19 protein-coding genes are annotated in these 21301 nt (G+C 64.4%); 12 read left to right on the top strand and 7 right to left on the bottom strand.

Going from position 1 to position 21301, the window contains the following annotated elements; genetic code table 11:
* The first annotated feature begins 142 nt into the window (after window positions 1–142).
* Together BJQ17_RS06320 and BJQ17_RS06315 are read left to right on the top strand one after the other, a co-directional pair.
* A complete protein-coding gene (locus BJQ17_RS06320) occupies window positions 143–1210 on the top strand; it encodes an aromatic ring-hydroxylating dioxygenase subunit alpha (RefSeq protein ID WP_070095778.1) in 1068 nt (355 codons plus the stop codon).
* Between the two features lie 12 nt (window positions 1211–1222).
* Window positions 1223–2173, top strand: a complete 951-nt coding sequence (locus BJQ17_RS06315) for a PDR/VanB family oxidoreductase (protein WP_070095777.1) — start codon at window positions 1223–1225, stop codon at window positions 2171–2173.
* Between the two features lie 6 nt (window positions 2174–2179).
* Here BJQ17_RS06315 and BJQ17_RS06310 read toward each other — a convergent pair whose 3' ends face one another.
* The 3 genes from BJQ17_RS06310 to BJQ17_RS06300 all read right to left on the bottom strand — a co-directional run bounded on the left by BJQ17_RS06310 (window position 2180) and on the right by BJQ17_RS06300 (window position 6006).
* On the bottom strand, window positions 2180–2893 hold the full coding sequence (locus BJQ17_RS06310; RefSeq protein WP_060546025.1) for a GntR family transcriptional regulator: 714 nt from the start codon (window positions 2891–2893) through the stop codon (window positions 2180–2182).
* A 416-nt stretch (window positions 2894–3309) separates the two neighbouring features.
* On the bottom strand, window positions 3310–4563 hold the full coding sequence (locus BJQ17_RS06305) for an OprD family porin (RefSeq protein WP_070095776.1): 1254 nt from the start codon (window positions 4561–4563) through the stop codon (window positions 3310–3312).
* Window positions 4564–4665: 102 nt separating this feature from the next.
* A complete protein-coding gene (locus BJQ17_RS06300) occupies window positions 4666–6006 on the bottom strand; it encodes an MFS transporter (protein WP_070095775.1) in 1341 nt (446 codons plus the stop codon).
* 560 nt (window positions 6007–6566) lie between these two features.
* Between BJQ17_RS06300 and mrdA the strand changes: the two genes are divergently transcribed.
* Window positions 6567–8462, top strand: a complete 1896-nt coding sequence (gene mrdA, locus BJQ17_RS06295) for a penicillin-binding protein 2 (protein ID WP_010954574.1) — start codon at window positions 6567–6569, stop codon at window positions 8460–8462.
* A gap of 42 nt (window positions 8463–8504) precedes the next feature.
* Here the strand turns inward: mrdA and BJQ17_RS06290 are convergent, their stop codons facing one another.
* Window positions 8505–9131, bottom strand: coding sequence for a glutathione S-transferase family protein (locus BJQ17_RS06290; protein ID WP_060546021.1), 627 nt, complete (start codon window positions 9129–9131; stop codon window positions 8505–8507).
* A 281-nt stretch (window positions 9132–9412) separates the two neighbouring features.
* Here BJQ17_RS06290 and BJQ17_RS06285 point away from each other — a divergent pair, with 281 nt between their 5' ends.
* Entirely contained in the window at window positions 9413–9730 is a 318-nt protein-coding gene (locus BJQ17_RS06285) for a DUF2388 domain-containing protein (RefSeq protein ID WP_004576019.1), read from the top strand.
* A gap of 60 nt (window positions 9731–9790) precedes the next feature.
* On the opposite strand, the gene glcC is transcribed toward BJQ17_RS06285, so the two are convergent.
* Entirely contained in the window at window positions 9791–10555 is a 765-nt protein-coding gene (glcC, locus tag BJQ17_RS06280; protein WP_003256156.1) for a transcriptional regulator GlcC, read from the bottom strand.
* Window positions 10556–10749: 194 nt separating this feature from the next.
* Between glcC and glcD the strand changes: the two genes are divergently transcribed.
* The 6 genes from glcD to BJQ17_RS06250 all read left to right on the top strand — a co-directional run bounded on the left by glcD (window position 10750) and on the right by BJQ17_RS06250 (window position 16940).
* Window positions 10750–12249, top strand: a complete 1500-nt coding sequence (gene glcD / locus BJQ17_RS06275) for a glycolate oxidase subunit GlcD (RefSeq protein WP_070095774.1) — start codon at window positions 10750–10752, stop codon at window positions 12247–12249.
* Window positions 12249–13301, top strand: coding sequence for a glycolate oxidase subunit GlcE (glcE, locus tag BJQ17_RS06270; RefSeq protein ID WP_070095773.1), 1053 nt, complete (start codon window positions 12249–12251; stop codon window positions 13299–13301). The genes glcD and glcE overlap by 1 nt, the downstream gene beginning before the upstream one ends.
* A gap of 9 nt (window positions 13302–13310) precedes the next feature.
* Complete coding sequence (gene glcF / locus BJQ17_RS06265; protein WP_060546017.1) at window positions 13311–14546, top strand: glycolate oxidase subunit GlcF; 1236 nt, start codon at window positions 13311–13313, stop codon at window positions 14544–14546.
* On the top strand, window positions 14539–14937 hold the full coding sequence (locus BJQ17_RS06260) for a heme-binding protein (RefSeq protein ID WP_070095772.1): 399 nt from the start codon (window positions 14539–14541) through the stop codon (window positions 14935–14937). The genes glcF and BJQ17_RS06260 overlap by 8 nt, the downstream gene beginning before the upstream one ends.
* A gap of 139 nt (window positions 14938–15076) precedes the next feature.
* On the top strand, window positions 15077–15415 hold the full coding sequence (locus BJQ17_RS06255; RefSeq protein WP_004576022.1) for a hypothetical protein: 339 nt from the start codon (window positions 15077–15079) through the stop codon (window positions 15413–15415).
* A 91-nt stretch (window positions 15416–15506) separates the two neighbouring features.
* Complete coding sequence (locus tag BJQ17_RS06250; RefSeq protein WP_003256167.1) at window positions 15507–16940, top strand: PLP-dependent aminotransferase family protein; 1434 nt, start codon at window positions 15507–15509, stop codon at window positions 16938–16940.
* Here BJQ17_RS06250 and BJQ17_RS06245 read toward each other — a convergent pair.
* A complete protein-coding gene (locus BJQ17_RS06245; protein ID WP_070095771.1) occupies window positions 16933–18129 on the bottom strand; it encodes a CynX/NimT family MFS transporter in 1197 nt (398 codons plus the stop codon). The genes BJQ17_RS06250 and BJQ17_RS06245 overlap by 8 nt on opposite strands.
* A gap of 201 nt (window positions 18130–18330) precedes the next feature.
* Here BJQ17_RS06245 and BJQ17_RS06240 point away from each other — a divergent pair, with 201 nt between their 5' ends.
* The gene (locus BJQ17_RS06240) at window positions 18331–18768 is read left to right on the top strand and encodes a carboxymuconolactone decarboxylase family protein (RefSeq protein ID WP_070095770.1); all 438 of its coding nucleotides are present in this window, start codon (window positions 18331–18333) and stop codon (window positions 18766–18768) included.
* A gap of 79 nt (window positions 18769–18847) precedes the next feature.
* Here BJQ17_RS06240 and BJQ17_RS06235 read toward each other — a convergent pair whose 3' ends face one another.
* Window positions 18848–19936, bottom strand: a complete 1089-nt coding sequence (locus tag BJQ17_RS06235; protein ID WP_003256171.1) for an AraC family transcriptional regulator — start codon at window positions 19934–19936, stop codon at window positions 18848–18850.
* Between the two features lie 168 nt (window positions 19937–20104).
* Between BJQ17_RS06235 and BJQ17_RS06230 the strand changes: the two genes are divergently transcribed.
* Window positions 20105–21289, top strand: a complete 1185-nt coding sequence (locus BJQ17_RS06230; RefSeq protein ID WP_070095769.1) for an acetyl-CoA C-acyltransferase family protein — start codon at window positions 20105–20107, stop codon at window positions 21287–21289.
* Window positions 21290–21301: the final 12 nt, after the last annotated feature.

Below are 21301 nucleotides of genomic sequence, written 5' to 3'. Positions count from 1 at the left end.
GCAGGGGCGCCCCTCAATGGATCCACTAAAAACCGATAATCGCACAGAATCCGCATTAACAAAGCAAAATGCATTGACCAGGTCCGCCAGTCGCAGCCTTAATGGATCCATTAAATAAAAACAAAACCCCGGAGAGCCTCCCATGTACCCTAAAAACACCTGGTACGTCGCCTGCACCCCCGACGAAATCGCCACCAAACCCCTGGGCCGGCAGATCTGCGGGGAAAAAATCGTGTTCTACCGCGCCCGAGAGAACCAAGTCGCCGCCGTCGAGGACTTCTGCCCGCACCGCGGCGCACCGTTGTCGTTGGGCTATGTCGAGGACGGCAACCTGGTGTGCGGCTACCACGGCCTGGTGATGGGTTGCGACGGCAAGACCGTGTCGATGCCGGGCCAACGGGTGCGTGGCTTCCCCTGCAACAAGACCTTTGCGGCCGTCGAGCGCTATGGCTTCATCTGGGTCTGGCCCGGTGACCAGGCGCAGGCCGACCCGGCGCTGATTCCGCATCTGGAATGGGCGGTGAATGATGACTGGGCCTACGGCGGCGGGCTGTTCCACATCGGTTGCGACTACCGCCTGATGATCGACAACCTCATGGACCTCACCCATGAAACCTATGTGCACGCCTCCAGCATCGGCCAGAAGGAGATCGACGAGGCACCGCCGGTGACCACCGTCACCGGCGACGAAGTGGTCACCGCCCGGCACATGGAAAACATCATGGCGCCGCCGTTCTGGCGCATGGCCTTGCGTGGCAACGGCCTGGCCGACGATGTACCGGTGGACCGCTGGCAGATCTGCCGTTTCACCCCACCTAGCCATGTGCTGATCGAAGTGGGTGTAGCGCATGCCGGCAAGGGCGGCTACCACGCCGAGGCACAGCACAAGGCATCGAGCATCGTGGTCGACTTCATCACCCCGGAAAGCGATACCTCGATCTGGTACTTCTGGGGCATGGCACGCAATTTCGCTGCGCACGACCAGACCCTGACCGACAACATTCGTGAGGGCCAGGGCAAGATTTTCAGCGAAGACCTGGAAATGCTCGAACGCCAGCAGCAAAACCTGCTGGCCTACCCCGAGCGCAACTTGCTGAAGCTGAACATCGATGCCGGCGGCGTGCAGTCACGCAAAGTGCTGGAGCGGATCATCGCCAAAGAGCGGGCGCCGCATCCGCAACTGATCGCCACCAGCGCCACCCCTGCCTGAGGAACAGCCGACATGATCGATGCCGTAGTGGTATCCCGTAACGATGAAGCGCAGGGTATCTGCAGCTTCGAGCTGGCAGCGGCAGATGGCAGCCTGCTGCCAGCGTTCAGCGCCGGCGCCCATATCGACGTGCACCTGCCCGACGGGCTGGTGCGCCAGTATTCGCTGTGCAACCACCCCGAAGAACGCCATCGCTATCTGATAGGCGTGCTCAACGACCCGGCTTCGCGGGGCGGCTCACGTAGCCTGCACGAGCAGGTGCAGGCCGGTGCCCGGCTGCGTATCAGTGCGCCGCGCAACCTGTTCCCGCTGGCCGAGGGGGCGCAGCGCAGTGTGCTGTTTGCCGGCGGCATCGGCATTACCCCAATCCTGTGCATGGCCGAGCAGCTGTCCCACTGCGGCCAGGCCTTCGAGCTGCACTACTGTGCCCGCTCCAGCGAGCGGGCGGCGTTTGTCGAGCGGATTCGCAGCGCGCCGTTCGCTGATCGGCTGTTCGTGCATTTTGACGAGCAGCCGGAAACGGCGCTGGACATCGCCCAGGTGCTGGGCAACCCGCAAACTGATGTGCACCTGTATGTATGCGGGCCCGGCGGGTTCATGCAGCATGTGCTGGACAGCGCGAAGGGGCTGGGCTGGCAGGAGGCCAACCTGCACCGCGAGTACTTCGCCGCAGCACCGGTGGATGCCAGCAACGACGGCAGTTTCTCGGTGCAGGTGGGCAGCACGGGCCAGGTGTTCGAGGTGCCAGCCGACCGGACCGTGGTGCAGGTGCTGGAAGAGAACGGTATCGAGATCGCCATGTCGTGCGAGCAGGGTATTTGCGGCACCTGCCTGACACGCGTGCTGCAGGGCACACCGGACCATCGCGATCTGTTTCTCACTGAAGAGGAACAGGCCCTGAACGATCAGTTCACGCCCTGCTGCTCGCGCTCGAAGACGCCGCTGCTGGTGCTGGACATCTGACCCGGCTTACGACGAGGGCAGGATGACTTTCATGCCCGCGTCCGCCGCTGCCCCGCCAAAGGTTTCGGCATAGCGCAAGGTGGCATTGGCGTGCTCGCGCATGATCGCTTCGGCGCGGGCACCCTGGCGGTTGACCAGGGCGTCGAACACGGCGTGGTGCTGCATATGGGCGAAGTTGAAGCGCCGGTACTCGCGAGCCAGATCATGGCGGTCCACCGCCAGTGCGGTGACCGAGGCGAATGGCAGGTGATCGTTGCGCGCCAGGGCAACGGCAATGGCCGGGTTGTGGCTGGCGTCGATGATCACCTGATGAAAGCGCATGTTCAGGTCGTGATAGACCTGCAAGTCGTCTTCGCTCACAAAGCCCTTGTCGAACAGCTGATCGCCGTCGACCAGGCACTGTTGCAGCGCAACGCGTGCTTGCACCGACAAGCCACGTTCTGCAGCCTGACGCGCCGCCAACCCCTCCAGCACACCGCGCACCTCGACCGCACCCGCGATGTCATCGGCGCTGACCGAACGCACCTGGAACCCCCGGCCACCAAAGCGCACCAGCAGGCCTTCCTGTTCGAGGGTGCGAAATGCCATGCGCACCGGCATGCGTGAAACGCCGAACAGTTCGGCGGTTGGGACTTCCATCAAGCGCTCGCCGGCCGCCAGCTCGCCCGAAGCGATCATCTTGCGCAACGCAACCAGCACCATTTGACCGGGTTTGCTCATCCAGGCGACTTCCAAAGACATGAGCGGGCATCTTAGCGCAAGCCGTGGGGTTGCTGCTGACCTGTTGTAGGAGCGGGTTTACCCGCGAAGCAGGCGACGCGGAACATGGCACCGGCTGCGCCGGTGTTCGCGGGTGAACCCGCTCCTACGGGGGGGGGCGCGCGCCAAGAAACCAAGCGGGCGCAAGACATGCGCCGTAAATGTAGGAGCGGGTTTACCCGCGAAGCAGGCGACGCGGAACATGGCACCGGCTGCGCCGGTGTTCGCGGGTGAACCCGCTCCTACGGGCAGAGCGCGCGCCAAGAAACCAACCTGTCTCGAAACAGGCGCCGTAGATGTAGGAGCGGGTTTACCCGCGAAGCAGGCAACACGGAACATGGCACCGGCTGCGCCGGTGTTCGCGGCTGAACCCGTTCCTACAAGGTCAGCGGGTAGCTGACGATCAGTCGCGTCTGGTCGAAATCGCTGTTGAAGCTGCGCCGGTTGGTCGCGTTGTTCAGCCGGATGTTGAGGTTCTTCAAAAACCCGCTCTGGAAGGTGTAGTTCACCTCGGTATCGCGCTCCCACTCCTTGCCATTGCTGCCCGCCGCCGTGGTGGCGTTCTCGCCATGCCCGTACCGCACCATGGCCAGCAGCCCTGGCACACCGAGCGCGGCAAAGTTGTAGTCGTAACGCACTTGCCACGAACGCTCGTCAGCATTGCTGAAGTTGCCGTTGAACATGTCGTTGCCCAAGGTTCGCCCACTGCTGCCATACACCGACATCCACTGGCTGTCACCACTGACCTTCTGCAACCCCAGGTACAGCGTGTGGCCACTGTACGAAGCTGACAGCAAGGCGTAGCCGGTGCGGCTCTGGATGTCGCCGATGCGCGCCTGTCCGTCATCCCGGTCGATGAAGTAGCCAAGGTTGGCCCCCAACGTCCACTCCCCTACCCGCTGACTGTGCAGCAGGTTGAAGTAGCTTTGCTGGTAGATGTCCTCCAACTGCGAGTGCCAGGCGCCGATCAGTGTTCGCTGCTGGTTGAAGCGGTACTCGGCGCCGGCGTAGTTGAAGCCGTCCGAGGTGACCCCGGGCGCGGCCCAGGCAGACAGGTCCTGCATGTCCGAAGAGTGGCGCAGGCTCACCTCGCGGTACTGGCCGGCCTGCAGGCTCAGGCCTTCGATTTCCCGCGAGTCGAGCATGGCACCACGGAAGGTCTGCGGCAGCAGGCGGCCATCGTCGTAACGCAACATCGGAATATCCGGCAACAACTCCCCCACCTTCAGCTCAGTCGCGGACATACGCAGCTTCGCTGCCAGCCCGGCCCGACCGTAGTCGTCGGCCGCTCGCCCGTCATCGTGCACCGGCAACAGTTCTGAGCCGCTGGTACCGCCGCCGCTGTCCAGCTTCACGCCGAACAGGGCGATACCATCCAGGCCAAAACCGATCAGCCCCGGGGTGTAGCCAGAGCTGAACTTGAAGATGAAACCCTGGGCCCATTCTTCAACCTTGCCCTTGGCGGCCCCCGGGTCGCGGAAATCGCGGTTGAAGTAGTAGTTGCGCAGTGTCAGCCCACCCTTGGCATCTTCAAAGAAGCCCCCCTCTTGCGCCCAGGCCGGCAAACCAAGGCCAAACGCCAACGAAACTGCCAGGGCCGAACGGGCCAGCGTACAAGTTGTGTCCATCATTATTATTGTTCTCCGCGTTCAATAGGCGCAGCAGACCGCCCCAGGCCAGCATGACCCGGAGCAGTAAGTTGCATTCAGATACCCGGCCAGGCCGGGTTGCACTCAGTGGCTCAGTGCATCAGCAGACAAGGCGGACGCAGGCTTGGTCGTTGGGCGCAACAGCAGCAGGCAACCCGCGGCAAGCACGAACACGCTGGCAAACACGCCGTACAGATGCAGGGGTTGCCAGCCACCATCGAGCAGCACGCCAGCCACGGTCGGCGACAGGATTGCGCCCATGCGGCCGATGCCGATCCCCCAACCCACACCGGTGGTACGTACCGATGCGTCATAGACCACCGGCGACAAGGCATACAGCCCAGCCACGCAGCCGTTGGAAAACAGCCCGATCAGCAGGCCCAACGCCAGCGCCGCAGTGACCGAGGCGCCATTGGCCACGAACAGCACCAGCAGCGCGGCGGTGATGAGCATGAACAACGCCAGCACGCGCGTCAGTGGCCAGCGCGAAGCCAGGCCGCCGATCAGCGCCGCGCCAACGATGCCGCCCACGCTCAACAGCACCCCGCCGGTGATGCCTTGCTGGGCCGACAAGCCGGCGGCCACCAACAGTTTCGGCGTCCAGCTCATGACGAAGTAGAAGCCGAACATGACCAGGAAGAACAGCAACCAGATCACCAGCGTGGTGCGGCGCATGGCCGGCGCCAGCAGCTGCTTGAAACCCCTGCTGGCACCTTCTGCCCGTGCGGCAACAGCCGGCAGTTGCGCCAATGCCGGCTGGCCGAGGCGTACGGCCAGGCGGTTGACCCGGGCCAGCGCATTGGCCGGCCGGCGTGCCAGCAGAAAGTCCAGCGACTCTGGCAACCACAGCAGTACCAGCGGGATTACCAGTACGGTGACGATGCCGCCAAACAGAAATACCGAGCGCCAGCCCCAATGCCCCAGCAGCCATACCGCCAGCAAACCGCCCAGGGTCGCACCCAGCGCATAGCCAGTGGACTGCAGGCTCACCGCCAAGCCGCGCCAGCGTTTGCTGGCATATTCACTGGCAATCACATTGCTGCTGGCCAGGATGCCACCGATGCCCAGCCCGGTCAGGCCACGCAGCAGCGCCAGTTGCAGCGGGCTCTGGCTCAGTGCCGAGAGCAGCATGCCGATACCGGACAGCGCCAGGCACAGCAGGATCAGCGGGCGTCGGCCAAAGCGGTCAGCCCACGGCGCGATGAACAATGACCCGGCCGCCATACCGAACAAGCCGGCACTGAGCAGAAGCCCGACCTGCGCCCCATTCAGGCCCCACTCGGCAGACACCGAGGCGGCGGTGAAGGCCATGACCAGCACGTCGAAGCCATCGATCATGTTGAGGATGATGCAAATACCAATGGCCAGGCACTGAAAGCGCCCCATCGGGTCGTTGTCCAGACGTTGCTTGAGATCGGTATTCATGGGGTCACCTGCCGGCCAGGCTTGGCCACAGGCGAGAGGAACGATGCGCACGCGCAGGCGCAACGGGAGGAACCCTGACGGTTCAGTGCCGCTGGATAGCCATTCATGACTGGACCCTTTTTGTAATTGTTATCGCATACGGCAGGAGGGCTCCGGCCGTTGTCAGGCGCTAATCAACCAGATAATGGATCCACAGACAACGTGACGAAAGCACTGCCTATCAATCAGGCTCGACCAATTTCAGTTCATCGCTAGCAAAAAGCATATTTTTTATAAATAAATTCAATAGCTTATAAATTTACAACCAAAGAAACTTGATGTTCGGTTACCGAACAGAATCGAATTGTGGATCCACAAATCATCAGAAACCACCCCTGATCTGCCATCATGACTCCGCAATGAACAAATCTTCATATTCCCCCTCAGCGCCCTGATCATGGGGGGCACAGCCGATGCCAGCCAGCGGGCAGCCGGGACTCGTCTTGAGGGTGCGGTACGGGTTGCGTAGCATCCGCGGCACGATCGCGCGCGTATTGCCACCCCTCAGGATCGATTCACAGATGCCGCAACCCATCCCGCTAAAGGACCACGAAAAGGAAAAGCACCTGGTCAACCGTCGGCTTCTGGCCTGCGCTGCCATGGTGTTCAGCCTGTGTGCCGTCCTGGTGGGCCGGCTCTATGTGCTGCAAGTGCTGCAGCACGACCAACAAACGGCCGTGTCGGAAAACAACCGCGTGCACGTGCTGCCCATCGCCCCCGAACGCGGGCTGATATATGACCGCAACGGCGTGGTACTGGCCGACAACAAGCCCAGCTTCGACCTGACCATGACTCGTGAGCGGGCCGGCGGCGACTCGGCCAAGGTGCTCGACACCCTGACGCAGGTGCTGGGCCTGACCGAAGACGACCGTAAGCAGTTCGACAAGGACCTGCGCCGTGGCCGCAAACCGTTCGAGCCCGTAACCCTTATGGTGGGCCTGAGCGAGGAGCAGATCGCCCTGGTAGCGGTGAACCAGTTCCGCCTGCCGGGCCTGGAGGTGGAGCCGCAGTTCATCCGCGAGTACCCACTGGCCGGGCATTTCGCGCATTCAGTGGGCTATGTGGGGCGCATCAACGAGAAAGAAGCCAAGACGCTCGACAGCACGGAGTACCGCGGCACCCAATCGATTGGCAAAACCGGCATCGAGCGTTTTTACGAAAGCCAGCTGCATGGCCACGTGGGCTACGAAGAGGTCGAGACCAACGCTCAGGGGCGGGTGATGCGCGTGCTCAACCACAAGGACCCGACCCCAGGGCAGGATATAGTCCTCACCCTGGACGCCCATTTGCAGATAGCCGCAGAAAAAGCGCTGGGTGACCGCCGTGGCTCGGTGGTGGTATTGGACCCGGCCAATGGTGACGTACTGGCGATGGTCAGCAACCCCAGCTTCGACCCCAACCTGTTCGTCAAGGGCATCAGCTTCAAGCAGTATGCCGCGCTGCGCGACTCCATCGACCGCCCACTGTTCAACCGCGTCCTGCGCGGCCTGTATGCGCCTGGCTCGACCGTGAAGCCTGAAGTGGCCATCGCTGGCCTCGACAGCGGGGTGATCACCCCTGGCAGCCGGGTGTTCGACCCGGGCTACTACGAACTGCCCAACTATGACCACAAGTACCGCAACTGGAACCGCAGCGGCGACGGCTGGGTGGACATGTACACCGCCATCATGCGCTCCAACGACACCTACTTCTACGACCTGGCGCACAAGCTGGGCATCGACCGCCTGCACGACTACATGGCCGAGTTCGGCCTGGGTCAGAAGGTGTCGCTGGACATGTTCGAGGAAGCCTCCGGGCTGATGCCCTCGGCCGAGTGGAAGCGCGCCACACGACGCCAGGCCTGGTTCCCGGGCGAGACGCTGATCCTTGGCATTGGCCAGGGTTACATGCAGGTCACCCCCCTGCAGCTGGCCCAGGCCACCAGCCTGCTGGCAAGCAAGGGCGTGTGGCACCGCCCGCACCTGGCCATGACCGTGGGTGGCGATACGCCGATCGACCCAAACCCCATGCCCGACATCGTGCTGCACGACAAGCATGCCTGGGACCAGGTCAGCCAGGGCATGCAGATGGTCATGCACGACCCGCGCGGCATTGCCCGCGCCGCAGCAGCAGGCGCGCAGTATCGGATCGCCGGCAAGAGTGGTACCGCGCAGGTGGTGGCGATCAAACAGGGTGAGCGTTACAACCGCAACAAGACCCTGGAGCGCCACCGCGACAACGCCCTGTTTGTCGGCTTTGCTCCGGCTGAGCACCCCAGTGTGGTGGTGGCGGTCATGATCGAGAACGGTGAGGCTGGAGGCCGGGTCGCAGGACCGGTGGTGCGGGAAGTGATGGATGCTTATCTGCTGGATGAGCAAGGGCACCTGAAGCCAGAGTATGCGGGCGGCGCACCCACTCGGGGTGTGCCACACACATGATTTGGCGTAGCCGCTGTGCAGGCGGTTTTAGTCGCGAATGAGTCAGGATGCCGTGCGCGGCATCAGCTCATACGGGTGTTTCCACCCCGGCAGCGCCTGGATCCGGGCTTTCCAGGCCTCGATGTGCGTGAACGCTGCCAACGGGATACCGGTGTCTTCTGGCATGAACACATACCCCGCCAACGACAGGTCGGCAATGGTCAACCGGCCACCGACCATGAATGGCGTCTTCGCCAGGTGCGCGTCGACAATACGGTAAGCCGCCGTGGCACGCTCGCGCAGGAACCGCGTGACATCGGTTTCGCCGGTGTTCTTCAGGCAAAACAGAAAGCGCAGCGCAGCGTAATAGCTGGTGAACTTATGGTTGTCGAACAGCATCCAGCGCCAGATCTCACGCTTTTCATCTTCATCACGGGGCCCGAACTGGCCGGTCTGTTCGGCAAGGTATTCCAGAATCAGCGCAGACTGGGTGAAGCGCTTGCCAGCATGCTCCATCACCGGCACCTCGCCCTGCTCGTTCACCTCATCGCGCCAGGCTTGCTCACGCGTCTGGCCATGGAAGAAGTCGACGAACACCGGCTGCCAGTCCTGGCCGGTGAGTTCAAGCATGAGCGCAGCCTTGTAGGCGTTGCCGGATTCGGCGAAGCAATGCAGCCTGTAGTCGGACATGGGCGAACCTTCAGTTTCCTTTGAATGATCGGCAGGGCGCTCTGCGGGTTTGCCCGCGAAGCCCCTCCACCCAAGCAAATCACGCGCGTCCCGACGCGGTCAATCCATGACGCGCTCCGTCGACACCTTGCGAACCGTGCGTTCAGCCATATCGTCAGCGGCAGGTTCACCTTCATCCCCACCACGCTCCTGCCAGCAGAAGGGAACTACCCGAACGCCTCAACCGTCTTAGACACTGAGTGGTTTATTTCCCTGTGCTTCACGTTACTGGAGAACACGACATGCGCCACCTACTGCTCGCCCCTGCGCTGCTGCTCCTGATGCCTGCCGGTGCTGCCCTGGCCCGCGTCGATGCGGGCGACGTCGCCACCTCGGCCGGTATTTCCGCTTCGCTGTATTCGACCTTCAAGGATGACAAACGGATCATCCCGGCCCGTGACGAACTTTCAGCGTTCGTCGCCAGCGGCGGTGCCATCCGCGGCGCCTATGTGGAGTCGGCGCTTGAACAGGTCCGCAAGGACCATCCTGGGTTGCAGGCCAACGATGAAGAGCTGGCCCGGGCCATCTTGTCGCAAGATGACCCTGTGGCTGACCATTGAGTAAACCTGTACCGGCCCTTTCGCGGCGGTTCGACGCGAGAGGGCCGGTACAGGGCCGCTTCACCCCCAGCCATCCATACGCATGGTCGCCCTGACCAGGCGCTGCTCTTCCTGCTCGATCTCCCGCAAACTGTCGCGTATGCCGTTTATATGCTCACGCGCCGCCCGCTGCGCCTGCTCGGGCAGTTGCTCCATGACTGCGCGGTACAACCGCGCATGCTGCCGATCAATCTGGCGTTTCTGCGCTGGCCGGCAGTACAAGTTGTTGACCGACGCAAACACCGTGCTCAACGTCAGGTCACTGAGCGATTGCAGGGTATGCACCAGCACCGGGTTATGCGACGCCTCACTGATCGCCCGGTGAAAGGCATGGTCACGGCGGGCATGCTCACGGGCATCGAGCGCCTGCGCAGCCTCGTGCGCAGCCAGCATTTCTTCGTAGCGCCGGCGGATCAGCAGGCGGTCGACGTCGGTAGCCCGCAACGCTGCCAGCCGCGCCGACTCAGCCTCCAGCAACGCCCTGACCTCCAGCAGGTCGAACAGCGTGCGCGGTTGCGAACTGAACAGGTGCATCAAAGGCGTAGCACCCGCCTGCCCGGTGAGATCGGCGACGAACGAACCCCGCCCCTGTTCGGTGTCGATGATGCCGCGCCCACGCAGAATGCGCAGTCCCTCGCGCAAGGCCGAACGTGAACAGCCAAGCTTTTCCACCAGCCGCCGCTCCGATGGCAGCGCCTGGCCCACCTTGAGCACGCCCTCGACGATAAGCCGCTCGACCCGTTCGGCCACCTGGTCGGCGACCTTGGCCTTGCCTTCAGTACCCACTGCGCACACCCCTGCTGGTAGGACCACTTTGACTTATAGCGCCAATCTAGCCAGACAGAACCGTGAATAAACAGTACTGCCCAAAGAAACTGGTAGGACCAGTCAACATCTCACTCGACCCCAAACGCTAGCACGCGCACGCTGCATCGGTGACCGCTTCGCCAACAACAACAAAAACCGTTGCGAGTGAGCCAATGAATATCCTGTACGACGAACGCGTCGATGGCGCGCTGCCCAACGTGGACCTGGCCGCCCTGTTGCAGGCGCTGCGCGATGCCCTGCCGGACCTTGAAATCCTGCACCGCGATGAAGACCTCAAACCGTACGAATGCGACGGCCTGTCGGCCTACCGCACCGTGCCACTGCTGGTGGCGCTGCCCGAGCGCCTGGAGCAGGTGCAGACGCTGTTGAAGCTTTGCCACCAGCGCGGCGTACCGGTGGTTGCGCGTGGCGCCGGTACCGGCCTGTCTGGTGGTGCCCTGCCGCTGGCCAAGGGCATCCTGCTGGTGATGGCGCGCTTCAACCGTATCCTCGAGGTCAACCCGCAGGGGCGTTACGCCCGCGTGCAACCGGGCGTACGCAACCTGGCCATCTCCCAGGCCGCCGCACCCCATGGTATGTACTACGCACCCGACCCTTCCTCGCAAATTGCCTGCTCGATCGGTGGCAACGTCGCCGAAAACGCCGGTGGCGTGCACTGCCTCAAGTACGGCCTGACCGTACACAATGTGCTCAAGGTGGACATCCTTACGGTCGAGGGCGAACGCCTGAGCCTCGGCAGCGATGCCTTGGACAGCCCCGGCTTCGACCTGCTGGCATTGTTCACCGGCTCCGAAGGCATGCTCGGTATCGTCACCGAAGTCACTGTCAAGCTGCTGCCCAAGCCCCAGGTGGCGCGGGTGATACTGGCCAGTTTCGACAGCGTCGAGGACGCCGGCCGGGCAGTCGCCGACATCATCGCTGCCGGCATCATTCCTGGCGGCCTGGAGATGATGGACAACCTGGCGATCCGCGCCGCTGAAGACTTCATCCATGCCGGCTACCCGGTGGACGCGGCGGCGATCCTGCTGTGCGAACTGGATGGCGTGGAAGCCGATGTTCACGACGACTGCGCGCGCGTCGCCGCCGTGCTGACCCAAGCCGGGGCCCGCGAGGTGCGCCTGGCCTGCGACGAAGCCGAGCGCGTTCGCTTCTGGGCCGGGCGCAAGAACGCCTTCCCGGCCGTGGGGCGCATCTCCCCGGACTACTACTGCATGGACGGCACCATCCCGCGCCGCGAGTTACCACGGGTGCTCAAGGGCATCAGCGACCTGTCCGCGGAGTATGGCCTGCGGGTGGCCAATGTGTTCCATGCCGGCGACGGCAACATGCACCCTTTGATCCTGTTCGATGCCAACCTGCCCGGCGAGCTGGCGCGTGCCGAAGCGATCGGCGGCAAGATTCTGGAACTGTGTGTGAAGATGGGCGGCAGCATCACCGGTGAACACGGCGTGGGGCGCGAGAAGATCAACCAGATGTGCGCGCAGTTCAACAGCGACGAAATTACCCTGTTCCACGCGGTGAAGGCCGCCTTCGACCCCCAGGGCCTGCTCAACCCCGGCAAGAACATTCCCACCCTGCACCGCTGCGCCGAATTCGGCGCCCTGCACGTGCACCAAGGGCAACTGCCCTTCCCCGAGCTGGAGCGCTTCTGATGAGCATGGAGCGCGACATGAGCCAGACGCTGTTGGAGCAGGTCAACCAGGCGCTGAACGAAGGTACGCCGCTGCGTATCCAGGGCAGCAACAGCAAAGCGATGCTCGGCAACCCGGTGGCCGGCGAAGTACTCGACACCCGCAACCACCGCGGCATTGTCAGCTACGACCCCACCGAGCTGGTACTCACGGCCCGCGCCGGTACCCCCCTGCGCGAGATCGAGGCCGCCCTGCACGAGGCCGGCCAGATGCTGCCCTGCGAACCACCCCACCTGGGCCCCGAGGCCACCTTGGGCGGCATGGTCGCGGCCGGGTTGTCTGGCCCGCGACGGCCGTGGGCCGGGTCGGTGCGCGACTTCGTACTGGGTACACGGGTGATCACCGGCCACGGCAAGCTGCTGCGCTTTGGTGGCGAGGTGATGAAGAACGTCGCCGGCTACGATGTGTCACGCCTGATGGCGGGCAGCTTCGGATGCCTGGGGCTGCTGACCGAGGTTTCTTTGAAAGTGCTGCCACGGCCGCGCCTGTGCCTGAGCCTGCGCCTGCCGATGGGCCGCAATGAAGCGCTGGCCGAGCTGGCCGAATGGGGCCAGCAACCGCTACCGATCAGCGCCGCCTGCTATGACGGCGAAACGTTGTACCTGCGCCTGGAAGGCGGCGAAGGGTCGGTGCAATCGGCACGCCAGCGGTTGGGGGGCGAAACGCTCGATAACCACTTCTGGAGCGACCTGCGCGAGCAGCGCCTGGCGTTCTTTGCCGACGCCGCCCCCCTGTGGCGCCTGTCCGTACCCACCGTCACCGGCGAGCTGGACCTGCCCGGCCAGCAACTGATCGACTGGGGGGGTGCCCAGCGCTGGCTCAAGACCTGCGCACCGGCGCAGGCCATTCGCGACCAGGTCGCCAGGGTGGGCGGCCACGCCACCTGCTACGCCCCCGGTGCAGCCAGCAGCCCGCCACTGTCGGCTGCACTGATGCGCTACCACCGCGCCCTCAAGCAGCAGCTCGATCCCCAGGGGGTGTTCAACCCTGGTCGCCTGTACCCGGACCTGTGAGGCCAGCCCATGCAAACCAACCTTAGCGAAACCTCGCGCCGCCTGGCCCGCGCCGACGAAGCCGAGCGCATCCTGCGCACCTGCGTACATTGCGGCTTCTGCACCGCCACCTGCCCCACTTACCAGTTGCTGGGCGACGAACTGGACGGCCCGCGCGGGCGCATCTACCTGATCAAGCAGATGCTCGAAGGCGAGCCGGTCACCGCCAGCACCCAATTGCACCTGGACCGCTGCCTGACCTGCCGCAACTGCGAAACCACCTGCCCATCGGGGGTGAAGTACCACGACCTGCTGGACATCGGCCGCGCAGTGGTCGAGCAGCAGGTGCCACGCCCACTCGGCCAGCGCCTGTTGCGCCTGGGCCTGCGTGCGGTGGTGCCGCGCCCGGCACTGTTCAAGGCCCTGACCCGCAGCGGCCAGGCGCTGCGCCCGCTGCTACCGGCCTCACTCAAACGCAAGTTGCCGGCGCAGGTCACCACACCCGGCCAGCGTCCGGCAGTGCGCCATGCGCGCCGGGTACTGATGCTGGAAGGTTGCGTGCAGCCAGCCCTGTCACCCAATACCAATGCCGCGGCTGCGCGGCTGCTCGACCGCCTGGGCATCAGTGTGCAACCCATCCTGCAGGCCGGATGCTGTGGCGCGGTGGACTATCACCTGAATGCTCAGGAGCAAGGCCTGCAGCGGGCACGGCGCAATATCGACGCCTGGTGGCCCGCCATCGAAGCGGGTGCCGAGGCGATCGTGCAGACCGCCAGCGGCTGCGGCGCGTTTGTCCGCGACTATGGCCATCTGCTGGAGAAAGACCCCCATTACGCTGCCAAGGCCGCACGGGTCAGTGCACTTTCCCGCGATCTGGTGGAAATCCTGCGCGATGAGCCGATCGAACAATTGGCCCTGTGCGCCGAACAGCGCCTGGCCTTCCACTGCCCATGCACCCTGCAGCACGCACTGAAGCTGGGCGGCGCGGTAGAGGCGTTGCTGACACGGCTTGGCTTTACCCTGACCTCGGTGCCCGATGGCCACCTGTGCTGCGGCTCGGCAGGCACCTATTCGCTGACCCAACCTGAACTGTCACTGCAACTTCGCGACAATCGTCTGAACGCGCTGGAAAGCGGTAAACCGCACGTTATTGCCACGGCCAACATAGGCTGCCAGGCCCACCTCGATGGGGCTGGACGCACACCCGTGCGCCACTGGATCGAAATCGTCGAAGCCGCCTTGAACCCGGAGCCCGCCCATGCTTAGCAAGTTCGTTATCGGCCAGACCGAAATCGCCCGCGTACTGACCGCCGCCCGCCAGGAAGCCCAGGCCCGCCAATGGAGCGTGACCATCGTCGTGGTCGACGACGGCGGCCACCCACTGGCCCTGGAACGCCTGGACGGCTGCGCACCGGCCAGTGCCTACATCGCGATGGAAAAGGCCCGCACCGCCGCACTGGGGCGCAAAGAGACGCGGGATTATGAAGACATGGTCAATGGCGGCCGCACGGCCTTCGTGACCGCCCCCCTGCTGACCAGCCTTGAAGGTGGCGTGCCGCTGCGGGTGGAAGGCCAGGTGGTGGGCGCCATTGGTGTATCCGGCGTCAAATCCGAAAAGGATGCCCAGGTGGCCAAGGCGGGGGCTGCTGCCTTGTAGACCCTGGGGTTCGACCACCGCCCAGCATCTTAAGACGTTTCCTACGCCGCCCTCAGAAGCGCCCTACTTGCTGCCTCTGCCCACAGAAAACATGATCGGCACTGGAGGACGCAAGGTCGCGATCCAGAGGAGGCTCCGCATGCACCCGTACGCCCGCCCCATCGCCGAACTGCGCAGCAGCCTGCGCGAAATGCTGGCCCATGACATGACCAACCCCGACAACGACCCGCACTTGTCGGGGGTCATGTTCTTCTGCGCCACCGATGAACATTCCCGGCAACTGATCGAACGCATCGAGTTGCTGGCCAGCGAGGTGTTCTTCGACGCGAACGGGCGGGCCATTTCAGAGCATATGAAAGCTTCGGCGGTTGAAGGCGTGCGCATCAAGCGCAACCGCAACGCGCCGGAGGATGAAACCGTGATACGCATTGCCCTGGCAGAAAAAGGCTATATCACTGTCAGCACCGCCCGGCTCTGAGCGGTTTGCTTGGCATCATCGTAGCCTGTGACAAGCACCTGAGTCGCAGCCGATCCGCTATCCTGAGCAATCCTCCGCTCTGGACCCGCCCATGGAACTGCACATTCGCCTGGAGGGCCGCAAAGGCCTGGCCGACCAGCTTTACCAGCAACTGCGCGACGGTATCGACAGCGGCCACCTGGCCGCCGGTACCCAACTGCCGCCCACCCGTCTGCTGGCTGAACAACTGGGCGTATCGCGCAAGACAGTGGCCGAGGCCTATTCGCGGCTGACCTACGATAACCTGCTCAGCGGCGTGGTCGGCCGTGGCACGTTCGTCACCCCACGCCATTCGCTGCGCAGTAACGAATCAGCCACCATACCCCTGGCCGGCGCCGCCTCCCTCGAGCGCTGGCAGCAGCGCGCCACCGTGCTCAGCCAACGCCAGGTGCAAGCGCCATCGCGCTATGACTTCGTCGGTGGTGCTTCGAGCAAGGCACAGTTCCCCTTCGACCAGTGGCGCAGTTGCCTGAACTACGCACTGCGCCGCAGCCAGCGCCACCCCGAGCGCCAGTTCCCGGCCCAGGGCTTGCCGGAACTGCGCGAAGCCATTGCCCACCACATCGCCTACTCGCGCGGGGTGCACTGCAGCGCAGCCGACCTGCTGGTGTGCAACGGCGCCCAGCAGGCGCTGGACCTGATCGCCCGGGTGCTGGTCGAACCGGGCTGCCAGGTGGCCATGGAAGATCCTGGCTACCCACCGGCACGGCAATTGTTCCTGGCCCTGGGGGCACGCCTGCAATCGGTGCCGGTGGACGATGAGGGCCTGTGCGTGGAACAGATCGCCGATGGCACCCGGCTGATCTACGTCACACCCTCGCACCAGTTCCCGCTGGGCATGCCGATGAGCGAGCCACGCCGGCATGCCCTGCTTGCGCGGGCCGCCGAGCTGGGTGCACTGATCATCGAAGACGACTACGACTGTGAGTTCCGCTACCACGGGCCAGCCTCGGACGCGCTGCAGCGTCTGGACCGGCATGGGCTGGTCGCCTATGTCGGGACCTTCTCCAAGACTTTGCTGCCCGAGCTGCGCCTGGGCTATGCCGTATTACCACCTGCCGTACTGCAGGCCGCTTGCGTGGCCAAGCACCTTAGCGATTGGCACAGCCCGACCCTGCTGCAGTGGGCGCTGGCGCGCTTCCTTGGCGAAGGCCACCTGAACAAGCACATCCGCCGCTGCCACGAGGTCTACAGTGCACGCCGCGAGCGCATCCTGGCGCGCCTTGGCGGCGATCTGGCACCGTGGTTCAGCGCCATCCCCGCCAGCGCAGGCTTCCACCTCAGTGCCTTGGCTACGCCCGCAGTGGATGTGGAACTGTTGGCCAACCTCGCGCGCAAGGTAGAGGTCGGCCTGTATTCACTGGCACCCTTCTTCAGCGAGGCGCCGGTCCGCCCGGGGTTATTGATGGGCTTCGGCGCCATCGAACTGCTGGATATCGACCCGGCGCTGGACCGGGTACGCGATACCCTGCAACGCCTCAGTTGACCGGTGCGGCCCTGCCGGTTGCGGCCGGCCGGGCGATAGCCGCCGCATAGCCGCGCGGATTGAAGCACGCGGTCACCAGCAGCATTGCCATCACGGTCACGGTCAACAGCGTCCACGAAGCCTGGAAGTCGCCACTGACATCCCGCAGCCAACCCGTGATATACGGCACGATGCCGGTGATGATAAAGCCGATACCCTGTACGAACGCCGCCAGGCTGCCGGCCTCGGCAGGCGTTTTCAGGTGTTCCAGGGTCAACGTCAGGCACTGGCTGAAGCAGGCACCCAAGCCAAAGCCGATCATGGCGACCCAAAGCCCGGAAGCCGCCGCAGGTGCCAGCAAAAGCCCCAGGAAGCCCGCCAGCTGGATCGCCAGCGCCAGCCACAAACCCGGGCGCCTGTCGGCCCAACGTCGCAGCAGCAGCGGCAGGCCAAGCGCACCGAGCACCTGAAAGACGGTCATCAGGCCCACCAGGTCGGCACCGCCCTGAGCGCTGCCGCCGTGCTCGATGTGGTAAGCCGGCAACCAGGCCACCATGCTGGTGTAGCCGCCGTTGATCAGGCCGAAGTACAGGGCCAGCAACCACGCCCGGCGGGTGCCGAACCAGTGCCCGCCTGCGGCCCCAGACAGCTTTGGCGCCTCCTGCCTCGGCCGCAGCACGGCCCAGGCCAGCACCGCCAGCACGGCCGGGATCGCCCAAACGCCCAGGCCCGCCTGCCAGTAACCGAAATGGCCGCTGATGTGTGGACCGAGTACTGCCGCCAAGCCGCCGCCGCTCATCAGCGCCGCCGAGTACAGCCCCATCGCCCCGGCCAGACGGCCAGGGAACCAGCGGTTGACCAGCCCCGGCATCATGCCCTGCACCACCGCCACGCCCAGGCCGGCGACCAGCGCACTGGCGATCAGCGCCCAGGCACTGTCCAGTTGCAGGCGCCACAGGCAGGCCAAGGCAATGGCGGTCAGGCCCCCAAGCATGCCGCCGTGCTCGCTGACCCAGCGTCGCAGCCACGGTTGCAACAGGGGCACCAGGCCCATGCACAGCACCGGTAGCGCCGTCAGCAAGGCGGCCTGTTGGTAACCCAGGCCGGTGCTGGCGCGCATAGGTTCGAGTAACGGGCCGATACTGGTCAGAATCGGCCGCAGGTTCAACGCCAGCAGGATCACCAGCAACAGGTTCAGTACAGCGCTCATTGTGAGTCGGTTCTCTTTTAGCAGGAACTGGTCATTATCCCGGCTCGGCTGGCTTGGCAGAAATGAAGAGATTGGATGCAGGTCAGTGGCCACCTGAATGGACGATTGGCCTCCCGCTTATGCGCAAAATTGGCTATCGGGGTGGCCAATGAGCGGCGCTACAGTAGCGCCATATCCACCCCCACACGCCTGGAGACTGACATGCACAACCGTATCGAATGGGCCAAACACGCGCCGCAAGCCTACAAAGCCATGGTCGGCCTGGAGCAGGCGCTGGCTAACAGCGGCCTTGAACACTCGCTGCTGGAGCTGATACGCCTGCGCGCTTCGCAGATCAACGGCTGCGCCTACTGCGTCAACCTGCATGCCAACGATGCGCGCAAGGCCGGTGAGTCCGAAGCACGCCTGCAGACCTTGTGCGTGTGGCAGGAAACCAGCTACTTCACGCCGCGTGAACGTGCTGCGCTGGCCTGGGTCGAGAGCCTGACCCGCTTGCCAGAACAGGGTGCGCCGCAGGGCCAATATGAAGCCCTGCAGGAACACTTCGAGCCGGCCGAGGTGGCCAACCTGACCTTGGCAATTGCCACCATCAATGCCTGGAACCGGTTCGGCGTCGGCTTTGCCATGGTGCCGGCCTGATCCTTTCGGGCGGCCTGTGCAGGCCTATTCGCGGGCAAGCCCGCTCCCACAATTCTGTGCGTGCCCTGTAGGAGCGGGTTTACCCGCGAACACCGGCAGAGCCGGTGCCATCCACCGCGTTGGTTTCTTCGCGGGCAAGCCCGCTCCCACAGGTAGAACGCAGGCCGGCCAGCCGCGCCCGGTAGCTTCCTGGGCTCTGCCCGGTCCACTTCTTGAACGCCCGGTGGAAGGCACTCGGTTCCTGAAACCCCGCCTGCTCGGCAATTTCGGCAATGCTCAACGCGCCTTCGCGCAGCCGCTCGAAGGCCATGGCCCGGCGCACTTCATCCTTGATCTGCTGGTACGAACGCCCCTCCCGCTCCAACTGCCGGCGAAAGGTACTGGCACTGACCCCCTGCTGCTGCGCCAGCGCGGCCAATGTCGGCCACTGTCCATAGCGCAATGCCCGCAGGTGCCGATACACCTCAGCCACCAGCCCGTTCTGATTGCGAAAGCGGATCACCAGGCCCTGTGGCGCACTGCGCAGGAAGGTCTGCAAAGCCGCCCGGTCCTGCACCACCGGCAGGCGCAGATAAGCGCTGTCGAACTCCACCTCGGTGCGTCCGCTGCCCAGGCGCAGGTCCGGCCCCCACAGCAGCAAGTCGTCCTCCTGGGCCGGGCGCGAAACCGCGAGCTCCGTGCGGTCGATGGCAATCCGCCGCCCGGCCAGCCAGCACAGCATGCCGATCATCAGCACCAGGTAGGTTTCCTCGGCATAGACCCGGGTCAATGGGTCGGCAATGTTCGACTGCACGCTGATCAGCGCCCGCCCGCCACGTACCGTCAGGCTGCCACGCAGGTCACGCAGGAACAGGCCGAAGCCCCCCATGCACTGGCGCAAGGCCTTTTCCAGGTTCGGCTCGAGGATCAAACCCCGGCAGATCAGGGCAAAACTGCCCAGCGGCATGCCGTGGCTGTCGAGGCCAAAGAACTCATCGTCCAGGCGCTGGATCAACGCCAGCCACAGCTGGGCGAACGCCTTGGCCGGCACCCGCGCCTGAGGCTGATCCAGCAGCTGCGGGGCAATGCCCACCGCACGCAGCTGGGCATCACGCTCGGCGGGCGTGTCGCGCAGGGCGTGGAGCATGGCGTTGAGGAAGTACACGGCGACTGAATCGCTTTCGCGCATGGCGGTTTTCGCTGTCTATGCTGAGTGGCAAAAAGTGCCAGGTTGTTTGAACAGATCCGGCATAGGCGGCAACAGAGCCTTTGCCTAGACTCGATCCCACTCCGGGGCCGCCCACCATTCTCGCAGAGCCTGGCCCGGTCCCGCCACGCCTTCGCAATCGGAGCCCTCATGAGCAGCGCAGAAATCTACGTCGTCAGTGCCGTCCGTTCAGCCATTGGTGGCTTCGGCGGTTCCCTCAAGGACCTGCCACTGGCCGACCTGGCCAGCGCCGTGACCCGCGCCGCCATCGAGCGTTCGGGCCTGGCCGCCGAGCAAGTCGGCCACCTGGTGATGGGCACGGTGATCCCCACCGAACCGCGTGACGCCTACCTGGCACGGGTAGCGGCAATGAACGCTGGCATCCCCAAGGAAACGCCGGCATTCAACGTCAACCGCCTGTGCGGGTCTGGCCTGCAGGCTATTGTCTCTGCGGCCCAGGGCCTGTTGCTGGGCGACACCGATGTGGCCGTCGCAGCCGGCGCCGAATCCATGAGCCGTGGCCCTTACCTGCTGCCACAGGCGCGCTGGGGTGCACGCATGGGTGACCTGCAAGGCATCGACTATACCGTCGGCGTGCTGCAGGACCCGTTCCAGCACTTCCACATGGGCATCACCGCCGAGAACGTTTCGGCCAAGCACGGCATTACCCGCGAAATGCAGGACGAACTGGCCTTGACCAGCCAGCGCCGCGCCGCGCGTGCCATTGCCGAGGGCCGCTTCGCCAGCCAGATCGTTGCGCTGGAACTGAAAACCCGCAAGGGCAGCGTGCAGTTCAGTGTCGACGAGCATGTGCGTGCTGATGTGACCGCCGAACAACTGGCCGGTATGAAGCCGGTATTCAAGAAAGACGGCACCGTCACCGCCGGCAACGCCAGCGGTATCAACGATGGCGCCGCCGGCCTGGTGTTGGCCACCGGTGACGCAGTGCGCCGCCTGGGCCTGAAACCGTTGGCACGCCTGGTGGGCTATGCCCACGCCGGGGTGGAGCCCGAGCTGATGGGCCTGGGGCCGATTCCGGCCACCCGCAAAGTGCTGGAAAAAACCGGCCTGAACCTACAAGACCTGGATGTGATCGAGTCCAACGAGGCCTTCGCTGCCCAGGCCTGCGCCGTGGCCCAAGAGCTGGGCTTCGACCCGGAAAAGGTCAACCCCAACGGTTCGGGCATTTCCCTGGGCCACCCGGTGGGTGCCACCGGTGCGATCATCGCCACCAAGGCCATCCATGAGCTGCAGCGCATCCAGGGCCGCTACGCCCTGGCCACGATGTGTATCGGCGGTGGCCAAGGCATCGCCGTCGTGTTCGGGCGCGTCTGAGGGAGACTGACA

Origin of the sequence: Pseudomonas sp. NBRC 111139, assembly GCF_001753955.1 — a bacterium.
Lineage (GTDB): Bacteria > Pseudomonadota > Gammaproteobacteria > Pseudomonadales > Pseudomonadaceae > Aquipseudomonas > Aquipseudomonas alloputida.
The sequence above is the reverse complement of the archived record's forward strand: the minus strand, read 5'-3'. Positions and strand labels throughout refer to the sequence as shown.